The sequence below is a fragment of the Kitasatospora sp. NPDC036993 genome (genome assembly GCF_055607525.1).
On record NZ_JBVJRP010000026.1, the window covers coordinates 21,279 to 34,480 of the forward strand.

The 13,202-nt window shown below is 71.3% G+C and carries 11 protein-coding genes and 2 tRNA genes; 3 read left to right on the forward strand and 10 right to left on the reverse strand.

Annotation, left to right across the window (positions count from 1 at the left end; translation table 11 throughout):
- Positions 1-30 precede the first annotated feature (30 nt).
- Positions 31-555: a hypothetical protein gene (locus ACZ7C5_RS35370; RefSeq protein WP_401077861.1), complete on the reverse strand. Its 525-nt coding sequence runs from the start codon at positions 553-555 to the stop codon at positions 31-33.
- Between the two features lie 312 nt (positions 556-867).
- On the reverse strand, positions 868-3,507 hold the full coding sequence (locus ACZ7C5_RS35375; protein WP_401077858.1) for a valine--tRNA ligase: 2,640 nt from the start codon (positions 3,505-3,507) through the stop codon (positions 868-870).
- Positions 3,508-3,696: 189 nt separating this feature from the next.
- Here ACZ7C5_RS35375 and ACZ7C5_RS35380 point away from each other — a divergent pair, with 189 nt between their 5' ends.
- Positions 3,697-4,050: a hypothetical protein gene (locus ACZ7C5_RS35380; protein ID WP_470324245.1), complete on the forward strand. Its 354-nt coding sequence runs from the start codon at positions 3,697-3,699 to the stop codon at positions 4,048-4,050.
- Between the two features lie 81 nt (positions 4,051-4,131).
- On the opposite strand, the gene clpX is transcribed toward ACZ7C5_RS35380, so the two are convergent.
- The 5 genes from clpX to ACZ7C5_RS35405 form a co-directional block, all read right to left on the reverse strand.
- Entirely contained in the window at positions 4,132-5,421 is a 1,290-nt protein-coding gene (gene clpX, locus ACZ7C5_RS35385) for an ATP-dependent Clp protease ATP-binding subunit ClpX (RefSeq protein WP_045696864.1), read from the reverse strand.
- A 278-nt stretch (positions 5,422-5,699) separates the two neighbouring features.
- Positions 5,700-6,362 carry an ATP-dependent Clp protease proteolytic subunit gene (locus tag ACZ7C5_RS35390; RefSeq protein ID WP_188296577.1) on the reverse strand — a complete coding sequence of 221 codons (663 nt, stop codon included), beginning with the start codon at positions 6,360-6,362 and terminating at the stop codon, positions 5,700-5,702.
- A gap of 51 nt (positions 6,363-6,413) precedes the next feature.
- On the reverse strand, positions 6,414-7,034 hold the full coding sequence (locus ACZ7C5_RS35395; protein ID WP_401079741.1) for an ATP-dependent Clp protease proteolytic subunit: 621 nt from the start codon (positions 7,032-7,034) through the stop codon (positions 6,414-6,416).
- Between the two features lie 269 nt (positions 7,035-7,303).
- Complete coding sequence (gene tig / locus ACZ7C5_RS35400; RefSeq protein WP_401077852.1) at positions 7,304-8,692, reverse strand: trigger factor; 1,389 nt, start codon at positions 8,690-8,692, stop codon at positions 7,304-7,306.
- Positions 8,693-8,997: 305 nt separating this feature from the next.
- Positions 8,998-9,071: transfer RNA gene (locus ACZ7C5_RS35405), tRNA-Pro, on the reverse strand.
- Positions 9,072-9,254: 183 nt separating this feature from the next.
- On the opposite strand from ACZ7C5_RS35405, the gene ACZ7C5_RS35410 reads away from it, so the two are divergent.
- Positions 9,255-9,325 (forward strand) — tRNA-Gly (locus tag ACZ7C5_RS35410).
- 74 nt (positions 9,326-9,399) lie between these two features.
- Here the strand turns inward: ACZ7C5_RS35410 and ACZ7C5_RS35415 are convergent.
- Positions 9,400-9,963, reverse strand: coding sequence for a DUF6197 family protein (locus tag ACZ7C5_RS35415; RefSeq protein WP_470324246.1), 564 nt, complete (start codon positions 9,961-9,963; stop codon positions 9,400-9,402).
- A gap of 200 nt (positions 9,964-10,163) precedes the next feature.
- On the opposite strand from ACZ7C5_RS35415, the gene ACZ7C5_RS35420 reads away from it, so the two are divergent.
- Positions 10,164-10,955 (forward strand): DUF6348 family protein, encoded by a 792-nt coding sequence (locus ACZ7C5_RS35420; protein ID WP_470324247.1) that lies wholly within the window; start codon positions 10,164-10,166, stop codon positions 10,953-10,955.
- Between the two features lie 33 nt (positions 10,956-10,988).
- Here ACZ7C5_RS35420 and ACZ7C5_RS35425 read toward each other — a convergent pair whose 3' ends face one another.
- Both ACZ7C5_RS35425 and ACZ7C5_RS35430 read right to left on the reverse strand, forming a co-directional pair.
- Complete coding sequence (locus ACZ7C5_RS35425; RefSeq protein WP_188296581.1) at positions 10,989-11,186, reverse strand: hypothetical protein; 198 nt, start codon at positions 11,184-11,186, stop codon at positions 10,989-10,991.
- A 487-nt stretch (positions 11,187-11,673) separates the two neighbouring features.
- Positions 11,674-12,813: a PP2C family protein-serine/threonine phosphatase gene (locus tag ACZ7C5_RS35430; protein WP_470324248.1), complete on the reverse strand. Its 1,140-nt coding sequence runs from the start codon at positions 12,811-12,813 to the stop codon at positions 11,674-11,676.
- Positions 12,814-13,202: the final 389 nt, after the last annotated feature.

A 13,202-nucleotide genomic window follows, 5' to 3' on the forward strand; every position in this document is an offset into this window, starting at 1 on the left:
CGGCACCGGCATCCTGTCGGAGGCCCGGGTTCAGACCCCGGCCCGGGCCTCCGGCACGTGCGCGGCGCCGCCGTGCCGACGGCGCAACTCGGCGGTGATCTCGGCCAGTTCGCCCTCGGGCAGCAGCGGCAGCATCATCGCGACGCCCTGCAGCAGGCCGCCGAGCAGGAAGGTGGTGTCCGGCGTCGCCGCCACCAGGCCGCGGACCTCGGCCACCCGGCCGTCCGCCACCGCCTCGATCAGCTGGGCGGCGTTCGAGGTCTCCTCGTCCACGTCGACCGCGCCGGTGTCGTCCGGCGCCCGCCTGGCCATCGCCCGCAGCACCTTGTCACCGACCTCGGGGGCGTACGCCTTGCGGACGGCCTCGGCGGCGATCCAGGTGAGCAGGGTGGTCACCTCGCGCTCGGCGTGCTCGGTGAGCAGCAGGTCCAGCTCCTGGTCGAACGCGAGCTGGTTCCCGTGCCGGAAGGCGAGCAGCAGGGTCGCCGCCCTGGCCTTGGCCTCCTCGACCGCCTCGGCAGGCAGTTCGTCGGCCAACTCCTGGGTCACCACCACGCCATGCCCTCCCGTCCGTCGCTCAGCAGGAACGCTCAGCGGAAACGCCCATTCGGAAACTCCGTGCACACGGTACACAGCGGACCTGAAAACTTCCGCGAACGCGCGCGGGCAAGACCTGAATCAATTCGCTCGGAATAGGGCCTCACCCGGTCGCAGGATGATAATTCGCCGGAAGGGAGCAATGGCGCTGGGCTATTAGGCGTAGCGAAAGCGCCCCCCTGAAGCAACGCCCGGAAGCCGTACCGGAAAACGCCGAGGGGCCGCACCCCGCGCGTCGCGGCGTACGGCCCCTCCGGTCGGTCCGGCGGATCAGCCCTGCGGCAGCGCCGCGAGCTGGGCGGTGATCCGGGCGATGTCGGCCTCGGCGGCCTCCTGGCGGCCGCGGATCTTGGCGACCACCTCGTCCGGCGCCTTGGCGAGGAACGCCTCGTTGCCGAGCTTGGCGGTGGTCTGGGTCTTCTCCTTCTCGGCGGCCGCGAGGTCCTTGGCCAGGCGCTTGCGCTCGGCCGCGACGTCGATGGTGCCGGAGAGGTCCAGCGAGACGGTGGCACCAGCGACCGGCAGCGAGGCGGTGGCCGCGAAGCCCTCCTCCGGGGTGGTCAGCCGCAGCAGCGACCGGATCGCGTCCTCGTGGACGGCGAGCACGGTGCCGGTCAGCTCCAGCCGGGCCGGGACGCGCTGCGCGGGCTGGAGGCCCTGGTCCGAACGGAACCGGCGGACCTCGGTGACCACCTGCTGGAGCGTGGCGATCTCCGACTCGGCGGCCGCGTCACGGTAGCCGCTGTCCTTCGGCCACTCGGCCACGACCAGCGACTCGGCGCCGGTGAGCGTGGTCCACAGCGCCTCGGTGACGAACGGGACGACCGGGTGCAGCAGGCGCAGCGTGACGTCCAGGACCTCGCCGAGCACCCGGCGCGAGGCGTCCGCCTGCGGGCCGCCCTTGGCCAGGGTGGTCTTGGAGAGCTCGACGTACCAGTCGAAGACCTCGTCCCAGGCGAAGTGGTACAGCGCGTCCGTGGCCTTGGCGAACTGGAAGTCGTCGTACAGCGCGTCCACCTTGGCGACGGTGGCGTTCAGCCGCGACAGGATCCAGCGGTCGACCGCGGTCATGTCCTCCGGCGCGGGCAGCGGGCCCGCGGCGGTGGCGCCGTTCATCAGCGCGAAGCGGGTCGCGTTCCAGATCTTGTTGCAGAAGTTGCGCGAGCCCTTGACCCAGTCCTCGCCGATCGGCACGTCGGCGCCCGGGTTGGCACCGCCGGCCAGGGTGAAGCGGACGGCGTCGGCGCCGTAGGCGTCCATCCAGTCCAGCGGGTCCACCGCGGTGCCGGAGGACTTCGACATCTTCTTGCCGAACTCGTCGCGCACCAGACCGGTCAGGGCGACGGTCTTGAACGGCGCCTCGCCGTCCATCGCGTACAGGCCGAACATCATCATCCGGGCGACCCAGAAGAAGATGATGTCGTGGCCGGTCACCAGGACGTCGGTCGGGTAGAACTTCTCCAGGTCGGCGGTCTTCTCCGGCCAGCCGAGCGTGGAGAACGGCCACAGGCCGGAGGAGAACCAGGTGTCCAGGACGTCCGGGTCCTGGACCCAGCCCTCGCCGGTCGGCGGCTGCTCGTCCGGTCCGACGCAGACGACCTCGCCCTCCGGGCCGTACCAGACCGGGATCCGGTGGCCCCACCAGAGCTGGCGCGAGATGCACCAGTCGTACATGTTGTCGACCCAGTCGAAGTAGCGGCGCTCCAGCTCCTTCGGGTGGATCTCCACCTTGCCGTCGCGGACGGCGTCGCCGGCGGCCCTGGCCAGCGGCTCGACCTTGACCCACCACTGGAGCGACAGCCGCGGCTCGACCACGGTGTGGCAGCGCGAGCAGTGGCCCACGGCGTGCATGTACGGGCGCTTCTCGGCGACGATCCGGCCCTGCTCGCGCAGCGCGCCGACGACGGCCGAGCGGGCCTCCAGTCGGTCCATGCCGAGGAAGGGACCGTGCACGGTGATCGCACCGCGATCGTCCATCACGGTCAGGTTGGGCAGGTCGTGGCGCTGGCCGATGGCGAAGTCGTTCGGGTCGTGCGCGGGCGTCACCTTGACGGCGCCGGTGCCGAACTCCGGGTCGACGTGCTCGTCCGCGACGACCGGGATCTCGCGGTCGGTCAGCGGCAGCTTGATGGTGCGGCCGACCAGGTGACGGTAGCGCTCGTCCTCCGGGTGGACGGCCACCGCGGTGTCGCCCAGCATCGTCTCGGCCCGGGTGGTGGCGACGATGATCGAGTCGTCGCCCTCGCCGTAACGGATCGAGACCAGCTCGCCCGGCGTCTCCTCGTGCTCCACCTCGATGTCGGACAGCGCGGTGAGGCAGCGCGGGCACCAGTTGATGATGCGCTCGGCGCGGTAGATCAGGCCGTCGTCGAAGAGCCGCTTGAAGATGGTCTGGACGGACTGGGAGAGGCCCTCGTCCATGGTGAAGCGCTCGCGGGACCAGTCCACGCCGTCGCCGAGGCGGCGCATCTGGCCGAGGATGCGGCCGCCGTAGCTCTTCTTCCACTCCCAGACCTTCTCGACGAAGGCCTCGCGGCCCAGGTCGTGCCGGGACAGGCCGGACTCGGCGAGCTGCTGCTCGACCTTGTTCTGGGTGGCGATGCCGGCGTGGTCCATGCCCGGCAGCCAAAGCGTCTCGTAGCCCTGCATGCGCTTGCGGCGGGTCAGCGCGTCCATCAGCGTGTGCTGGAAGGCGTGGCCCAGGTGCAGGGCGCCGGTGACGTTCGGCGGCGGGATGACGATGGTGTAGGCGGGCTTGTCGCTCTTCGCGTCCGCCGTGAAGTAGCCACGGTCCACCCAGCGCTCGTACAGCTCGCCCTCTACGTCCGCGGGGGTGTAGGTCGTCGGGAGGGTTGCTGCTTCGTCCCCGGCAAAGGTGCTCACGGGGCGCTGGTTCGTCGTGTCGGTCACGACGCACAGTTTACGTAACCGGAGGACCGGGTCACGAACGGCTTTCGGCCCGCGGAGCCGCCACGCCCGGCCGGGCCCGCACCGGGCACCGTGCGGTAGCGTGCCCGGGCACTCGTCCGGCGGACCGGACGGGCACCGAACGACTCGACACACCACAGGCCGCGGGTGCGGCGGGGAGCACGGAGGCAGATGTACGGCCAGGGACAGCAGTATCCGCAGGGACAGGCAGCAGCCGCACGGGGGCCCGCCACCGCACTACGGCCAGCCGCAGCAGCCCTACGGGGCGCCCCAGCCGCAGTACGGCCAACCCCAGTACGGCCAGCCGCCGCCTCCTCGGGCCGGCTCTCCTGCGGCGTCTACTCGCTGCTGTCCGGCAAGACCCAGTCCACGGTCTGCGTCTGGGCGGACAAGTCGACCTACGCCCGGGTGACCTTCACCAAGGTCAGCGTCACGGCGGGCGGTGTCGGCGGCTCGGCCCTCACCCCCGCCCAGGCCGCCGAGAAGACCCGGACGATCCGCGACACCACGAAGACCGCCAAGTAGCCGACCCTGGCTCCCGGCCGCGCACGCGGGAGGGCCTCGCACCGGATCGGTGCGAGGCCCTCCCGCGTGCGAAGCCCAGGGTCAGGCGCTCTTCTCCCGGCGCTCGCGCTTGATCATGTCGCGCGGCACCAGGGTGGGGATGGCGTGCTTGGAGACCACGTCCCCGGTGACCACCACGCGGGCGACGTCCTGACGCGAGGGCACCTCGTACATCACGGACATCAGCACCTCCTCCATGATGGCCCGCAGCCCGCGCGCGCCGGTGCCGCGCAGGATCGCCTGGTCGGCGATCGCCTCCAGCGCGTCCCGGGAGAACTCCAGCTCCACGCCGTCCAGTTCGAACAGCTTGCGGTACTGCTTGACCAGCGCGTTGCGCGGCTCGGTGAGGATCTGGAGCAGCGCCTCGCGGTCCAGGTTGTGGACGCTGGTGATCACCGGCAGACGGCCGATGAACTCGGGGATCATGCCGAACTTCACCAGGTCCTCGGGCATCACCTGGCGGAAGTGGTCGCTGGCGTCCGACTCCCGCTTGGAGCGGATGTTGGCGCCGAAACCGATGCCCTTGGCACCCGCGCGGCCCTCGATGATCCGCTCCAGGCCGGCGAACGCGCCGCCGACGATGAACAGCACGTTGGTGGTGTCGATCTGGATGAACTCCTGGTGCGGGTGCTTGCGCCCGCCCTGCGGCGGCACCGAGGCGGTGGTGCCCTCCAGGATCTTCAGCAGGGCCTGCTGCACACCCTCGCCGGAGACGTCCCGGGTGATCGACGGGTTCTCGCTCTTGCGCGCGACCTTGTCGATCTCGTCGATGTAGATGATCCCGGTCTCGGCCTTCTTGACGTCGTAGTCGGCCGCCTGGATCAGCTTGAGCAGGATGTTCTCGACGTCCTCGCCGACGTAGCCGGCCTCGGTCAGCGCGGTGGCGTCCGCGATCGCGAACGGCACGTTGAGCATCCGGGCCAGGGTCTGCGCCAGCAGCGTCTTGCCGGAGCCGGTGGGGCCCAGCAGCAGGATGTTGGACTTGGCCAGCTCGATGGCGTCCTCGCGGCCGTTTCCGCCGCTGCGGCCCGCCTCACCCGCCTGGACACGCTTGTAGTGGTTGTAGACGGCCACCGACAGCGCCTTCTTGGCGAGGTCCTGGCCGACCACGTACTGGTCCAGGAACTCGTAGATCTCGCGCGGCTTCGGGAGTTCCTCGAAGCGCACCTCGGAGGTCTCGGCGAGTTCCTCCTCGATGATCTCGTTGCACAAGTCGATGCACTCGTCGCAGATGTACACGCCTGGGCCGGCGATCAGCTTCTTCACCTGCTTCTGCGACTTGCCGCAGAACGAGCACTTGAGCAGGTCGCCACCGTCTCCGATGCGTGCCACGAGGTGCTTCCCCTTCGCCAGGGGCCCCGCAGGGTTCCGGGGCCTGGTGCTGTGGACCGTCAACGCCGAGGGCGCTCGGTCTCGGTATCCGACGGTACTCTGTCGGGCCCGTGATTCCGTCCTCTTCGCCAGGTCTGCCCTACGCCCTGGGCGAATTGATACCGAACAGATGCCGTCGCACGGACCCGCCCACGGGCCGGGGCGGGGTGCGCACCCGGGTGCGCACCCCGCCCCGATGGGCCCCTCCGGTCCGATGACGGGCCGGGAGGGAGCCGGCCTCAGGAGGTCAGCGAGGTCTTGCGGGTGGAGATGATCTGGTCGACCAGGCCGTACTCGGCGGCCTCGTCGGCGGTCAGGATCTTGTCGCGCTCGATGTCCTCGCGCACCTGCTCCACCGACTTGTTGGAGTGCTTGGAGAGCATCTGCTCCAGTTGCTCGCGCATCCGGAAGATCTCCTTGGCCTGGATCTCCAGGTCGGACACCTGACCGCGGCCGGTCTCGGTGTACGGCTGGTGGATCAGGATCCGGGCGTTCGGCAGCGCCATCCGCTTGCCGGGGGTGCCGGCGGCGAGCAGCACGGCCGCGGCGGAGGCCGCCTGGCCCATGCAGACCGTGGTGATGTCCGGCTTCACGTACTGCATGGTGTCGTAGATGGCCGTCAGGGCCGTGAACGAGCCGCCGGGCGAGTTGATGTACATCTGGATCTCGCGGTCCGGGTCCATCGACTCCAGGCACAGCAGCTGCGCCATGATGTCGTTCGCCGAGACGTCGTCCACCTGCGAGCCGAGGAAGATGATGCGCTCCTCGAACAGCTTGGCGTACGGGTCGTACTCGCGGATGCCCTGCGTGGTGCGCTCGACGAAGCGCGGGACGATGTAACGGCCCTCGGCGCGCATGTCCTCGACGCGGGCCTTGGCGGCCGACAGGCTGGGGATGTTCATGGGGGTCCTTGTCCTCCGGGGCGTTGGGGCTGTGGTCTGGCGGGCCGGGGCTCAGGCAGCGCCCGTGCCGCCGCCGCCGGGGACGTCCGCGGCGCTGTGCATGATCGCGTCGATGAGGCCGTACTCCAGGGCCTCCTCCGGGGTGAACCAGCGGTCGCGGTCCGAGTCCCTGGTGATCTGCTCGAAGGACTGGCCGCTGTGGTGGGCGATCAGCTCGGACATCCGCTTCTTGGTACGGAGCAGCTGCTCGGCCTGGATCCGGATGTCGGTGGCGGAGCCGCCCAGGCCCGCGGAGGGCTGGTGCATCAGGATGTTGGCGTTCGGCAGCGAGAAGCGCTTGCCCTTGGCGCCCGCGGTCAGCAGGAACTGGCCCATCGAGGCGGCCATGCCCATCGCGATGGTGACGACGTCGTTCTTGATGTACTGCATGGTGTCGTAGATCGCCATGCCCGCGGAGATCGAGCCACCCGGAGAGTTGATGTAAAGGAAGATGTCCTTGTCCGGGTCCGCGGCCAGCAGGAGCAGCTGGGCGGTGATCTTGTTGGCGATGTCGTCGTCGACCTGCTGGCCGAGGAAGATGATCCGCTCGTTGAGCAGCCGGTTGTAGACCTGGTCGCCAAGACCGCCGAGCACGTCACCAGCGGCGGCGTGCGGCGCCATCGGGCCAGGCATCTGCATCTGCGGGAACGTCACTTAGCCACCTGCTCAGTCGATTTGGAGGGCCGTTCCGCGGCTCTCACGATGTCGCACAGCTTCCGGGTATCACGTCGTGATTGGTGCTGTCCAAGGACCCTAACGCGCAGGCCGGGCCGCAGAATCCCTCACGCAGAACTGTTCGCTGTGAGCGCAGGGTCGCGGCGGGCCCGGAGGGGACGACAGCGGGCCCGGACACCGTACGGCGTCCGGGCCCGCTGGGTTGCCTCAGGGGGCTACCGGGGCACTCAGGCCTCGGTCTTCTCCTCGGCGGCCTCGTCGGCGGCGGCCTCGACGGTCTCGCCCGTCTCGTCCTCGTCGTCGAAGCTGACCTCGTTGCCCTCGGTGTCGACGACCTTGGCGGCCTCGACCACGGTGGCCAGCGCCTTGCCGCGGGCGACCTCGCCGACCAGCAGCGGAACCTGGCCGCCCTGGACGACCTGCTGGGCGAACTGGTCCGGGGTGAGGCCCGAGCCGGCGGCGCGGCGGATGAGGTGCTCGGTGAGCTCCTCCTGGTTCACACCCAGCTCCTCGTTCGCGACGATCTGGTCCAGGACGAACTGGGTCTTGATGCCCTTCTTCGCCTGCTCCTCGATCTCCGCGTCCCACTCCTCGTGGGTCTTGCCCTGGGTCTCCAGGTAGGCGTCGATGGTGAGGCCCATCGGCTGGAGCTGGTGGTGCTCCACGTTGTGCTTGCGGGTCTCGACCTCGTCCTTGAGAAGCTTCTCGGGGTACTCGATCTCAACCAGCGTGAGCAGCGCGTCCAGGACCTTCTCCTGGGCCTGGGTGGCCTGGTCGTACTCCTTCATGCGCTCGAGGCGCTTGCGGGAGTCGGCGCGCAGGTCCTCCAGGGAGTCGAACTCGCTGGCCAGCTGGGCGAACTCGTCGTCCAGCTCCGGCAGCTCCTTCTCCTGGACGGCGGTGACGGTGACGGTGACCTCGGAGGTCTTGCCCGCCTGGGTGCCACCCTTGAGCTCGGTCTCGAAGGTCTTCTCGTCGCCGGCCGACAGGCCGAGAACGGCCTCGTCGATGCCGTCGATCAGACGGCCCGAGCCGATCTCGTAGCTGACGCCGTTGGCGGTGCCGTCCTCCGGCACCTCGCCGTCGACCTTGGCAACCAGGTCCACGACGACGATGTCGCCTTCGGCGGCCGCGCGCTCGACGTCCTTGACCGAGGAGAAGCGCTCGCGCAGCTGCTCCAGCGACTTCTCGATGTCCTCGTCGGAGACCGCGATCGGGTCGACGGTCACCTCGATGGAGGAGAACTCCGGCAGGGTGACCTCCGGACGGACGTCCACCTCGGCGGTGAACTTCAGGTCACCGCCGTCGGCGATCTTCTCGACACCCTCGATGTTGGTGATGTCGGGCTGGCCGAGGACCTCGATCTTGACCTCGTCGACGGCCTGCGTGTAGAAGCGCGGCAGGGCGTCGTTGACGGCCTCCTCCAGCACGGCACCACGGCCGAAGCGCTGGTCGATGACCCGGTTCGGGATCTTGCCCTTGCGGAAGCCCGGGACCGAGACCTGCTGGTTGATCTTCTTGTACGCCGCGTCGAGGCTGGGCTTGAGCTCCTCGAAGGGCACCTCGACGGTGAGTCGAACCCGGGTCGGGTTCAGAGTCTCGACGGCGCTCTTCACGGTTAGGTCTCCTAGGGGCTTGCGGTCAGGTTGTCTCCGCCCGTCCCCATCGCCCGGCCGGAGCCGGAAGGGGGGTCGGACGAGACGGGCGATGGGCGGTTGGAGCTGCATCTCCCGTGGGGTGGACGGTGAGCTTGACTCCTCGCCCTCGTGCGGTTGACCTGGGTTGACGCCACAGGGACTACCGCCAGCGCTCCATCCTACCGGTACCACCAAAGGCGGACGCCAGGCGCCACCGTACCGCCATGACGGGGCTCCCACACAGAACAGGGCCCCGCCCCGGTGGGCGAGACCCTGCCGCACTGTCGGGGTGACCGGATTCGAACCGACGGCCTTCCGCTCCCAAAGCGGACGCGCTACCAAACTGCGCCACACCCCGTGGTGCCGAGAGGAAGCGTACACGCCGGGCCTGCACGGCTCGCCGCCAGTTTCCGCGCGGGCGCGACCGCGACATACACCGCGCGGGCGCGCAGGGGGTGTGTGGGATCCGGGGTGCGCTCCGGCGGTCGGACCAGGTAGGCTGTCCCCCGAACTTCCGGCCGGTGACGGCTGGGAGCGTCGTGCGGGCGTAGCTCAATGGTAGAGCCCTAGTCTTCCAAACTAGTCACGCGAGTTCGATTCTCGTCGCCCGCTCTTCGGTCCGGCCCCGGTGTGCCCAGCGCACCGGGGCCGTCGACGTTTCCGGGGCCGCCGGCGACTGCGCACCCTCAGAGGCCGAGCCGGGCGGCCCGGGCGGCGGCCCGGTCCAGCAGCTGGTGGATGTCGCCCTCCCGGGTGGTCGGGCGGTCGTTGAACTCGTCCGGGGAGCGCGCCGGGCGGCCGGTGGCGTGCAGCACCTCCATCAGCTGGACCCTGGCGGTGCGGACGGTGGCCGGGGTGCCGTAGCCGTGGGCCAGGACGGCGGCCTGCGCACCGAGCAGGCAGACCCGGCCGGCCTCGTCCCACATCGCGCCCTGGAGCCAGCCGTACGCCCCGATGTAGCGGGAGGCGAGCCCGAGGTGGCCGGCCGCGGTGACCGGGACGGGGCGGGCGGGCCGGCCCAGCGCCCGGTCGAGCAGGGTGGCCCGGGGCGCCGGGTGGTCGGCGTGCCAGGGCCGCGGGGTGCTGCCGTACGGGCAGACGTACGGCGCCGGGGTGCGCGCGGGGGCGGGCAGCGAGGCGAGGTAGGCCTCGATCTCGGCGACCAGGCCGGTGCCGGCGGGGCCGTGCCCGAGCGGGGTCGGGGCGGGGGCGAGGAGGGCGGGCGGGGTCGGGGCGGTGCTGCGGGGCATGCGGGTCTCCGGGCGGACGGCCTTCAGGTTCCGCTGCCCAAAGTGGGGCATACACGACATTTCCGCGACCGGAGGACCGTGCTGTCCGACTGGTTTCCCGGCGGGCTGTCGGGCCGATAGCCTCGGCGGCGTTCGAGCGCAGTTCGAGCGCAGTTCGAGCGCGACCTCAGCCGCCGCGCTCCCCAGATGGAGGAGTCCCGGTGGGTCCGCAGGAGCGACTGGCCGTCATACAGCGCTGCGTGGTCCTGGAGATGGCGCGCCTCGGCCAGGTCTTCCACCCGGACGGCGAGGTGGTCCGCGGCCCCGGAACCACGGCGGTGGCGGTGCGCGAGCACCCCGGGGACGACGGCGCCGGGCACGTGGACCTCGGCTTCGTGCTGCACCTGGGCCGGGCGGACGCCCCGGTGGTGTGGGACTGCGCGGCCGGCCTCGGCAAGACCGAGGAGGAGAAGCTCGCCAACGCCGTGCGGATGTGGGCGACCACCACCGCCTCGGTGCTGGTCGAGCCGCCGGAGCACCGCGAGGCGCGGGCCGGCCACGAGGACCTGCCCGGGCTCCCCGGCTGGCACGCGGTGCAGGGGCCGGCCGCGGTGTTCGGCTTCGGCAACGAGCACCTGGCGCGCTGGCTGGCCGGGCACCGGGTGCTGCCGGCCCTGGCGCCCGCGCTGCGCGCGGAGTTGACCGGGCCGGGCCCGGTGGGCGTCAAGCTCTTCCTGGGCGGGAAGGCGGGGGACGACGTCGCCGAGGTCAGGGTGGGCGGCGAGGTGTCGGAGGCGGCGTCGGCGGCGCTGCGCGCGCTGGACTGGCCCCGGGGCGAACGACTGTGCTGGGCACGCCTGTTCGTCCTGTTGACGACCGAGCCGACGGCACCGGAGCAGGCCGCGGCGGCGGGCGCCGGGGCACCCGCGCCGACGCGTGTCCCGCCCCCGGCGGCGGCACGCCCCCGGGGACTGTTCGCTCGCTGGCGGGAAGCCAGACGGACCGGCCGGTGACCCCCTCGGCGGGGGCACGGACGGCCCGCCCGGTCAGCCGCCGGTGATGCTGGAGATGCTGTGCGCGAGGTTGGACAGCAGGGAGTTGATGGAACCGGCGACGGTGGTCTCGTGCAGCATGAAGCCGAACAGGGCGGCGACGATGCCGTGCGCGATCTTCAGCTGCTTGTTGCGGATGAAGATGATGCACAGGATCGCGAACAGGACCAGAGCGGAGACGGAGAGTGCCACCCGGACTCACTTCCTCGTTTTCATAGCGGGGTGCCGCCGCCCGGCGGCACCTGCGAAAGCCGGACCCCGGCCTGTCCGACGGTCCCGAGGCGGAATCGCGGACCGTCCGGCACACCAGCCGGTGAGGGAGCCCACGGTCGACCGCTGTCTGTCGTGCCGCACGTGACGCCCCCCATCCCCCGAATCCTGAACAGTCCCGCCCGGACTCAGTGTGGTCGACCGTGCCGATTGCGTAAAGGTCTGACAGTCAGCCCAACGCCGATATCCTGCGATGCGAGACGAGTTTCCGCCGACCGGGACGATAGCGGAGCCGTCCTGACGAATCGTCGGCGGGGCGTGCTGAGCGGCCGGGAAGCGGTCGGGGGCGGGTAACGGAAGCCACTGGTCCGGTCAGTCGACGGGGCATCCGATTTGGCTGAAGATCAGCTGCCAGGCTTGACAGTTGCGGCTGCCTGCGGCATGTGCCCCCGAACCGGGCCGGCGGGCGTCAGTCGCGCCAGAGCAGCAGCACCGCCCGGTCGTCGTTGATGTCCCTGGCGACCGTCTCGATCAGTCCGGCCGCGGCGCCCACTCCGGTGCCGGGGCCACCGCCGGGGACCAGCCGGTCCGCCTCCCCCATCAGCCGGTCCATGCCCTCCGCGAGGTCCCGGCCCGGCGCCTCGACCATGCCGTCGGTGCACAGCATCAGCACGTCGCCCCGGTTCAGCCGGCCGCGCACGCCCTCGAACTTGGCGCCGTCGTAGATCCCGAGCAGCGGGCCCTCGGCCTCCTTGACCTCCCAGCGCCCCTCCCCCGCCAGCCGCTGCATGCCCGGCAGGTGGCCGGCCGAGAGCAGCTCGTACTCGCCGGTGTCCAGGTCCAGCACCAGGTGGACGGCGGTGGCGAAGCCCTCCTCCCAGGACTGGCGCAGCAGGTAGCCGTTGGCGGCGGGCAGGAAGTCGTGCGCGGGCAGCGAGCCGACCAGGCCGCCGAAGGCCCCGGAGAGCAGCAGGGCCCGTGAGCCGGCGTCCATGCCCTTGCCGGAGACGTCCGCGAGGACCACCTCCAGCAGCCGCCGGCCGGGGCCGGTGCGGGCGGCGACCACGAAGTCCCCGGAGAAGGACTGGCCGCCGGCCGGGCGCAGCGCCATGTCCGCGTGCCAGCCGTCCGGCAGTTCGGGCACCCGGCTCTGCACCCGCAGCCGCTCGCGCAGGTCGAACAGCATGGTGGAGCCGCCCCACCAGGGCACGCCGACCCTGGCCCGGAACTGGGCGAGCAGCAGGCCGCCCACCCCGGCGGCGCCGACCACCAGGGCCGCGCCCGGGGTCACGCCGTAGGTGTAGGCCTCGGGGTTGTCGCTGGCGACCCGCTGGCCGGTGTGGATCACGGACTCGGAGGAGAGGCCGAGCGCGGCCAGCGCGTAGAGCACCACCAGGCTGCCGGGGCGCAGCAGCAGGGCGCCGGCCAGGATCGGCAGGACCAGGGAGGTGGGCGGGGCCCAGCCGGGGATCCAGATGTTGAGCAGGATCAGCATCGGGACGAGCAGGGCGAGCGCGCAGAGCACCGGCCAGTCGGCGGCGCCGCCGCGGAAGTAGTCCACCCCGGCTGTGCGCAGCCTTCGGCGGACCCGGCGGACCCTCTTGCGCAACCGGGCCGTCACGGACTCGGACGCCGGGGCGGCGCCGGGCCTCGTCGCAGTCGTCTGGGGCGGTGTGCCCGGCGCTCTGCCAGCCATGGGGTCCGACCCTATCCACGGGTACCGCCCGGCGTCGACGGGCCGGGGGCGGACAGCCGTGCCCGGGCGCGGGGCGTCCAGCGGGTTTCGGCCGATCGGCGCGGGTGCGGTCGTGCCGTCAGGAGGCGTACCCGGGTTGGGCGTACGCAGCGTGCGGTCGACGCGTGCGCCCCGCGCGCGGGGGTGTCCGGACGCCGGGGCCTGTGGCCGATCCCACAGGCGCGGGGCGGCTGTTCCGCGCCCTCCGCGCGGCGCGCCGGGGCCGCCCGGACACGACGGCGGCCGGTCGCACGGGGTGTGCG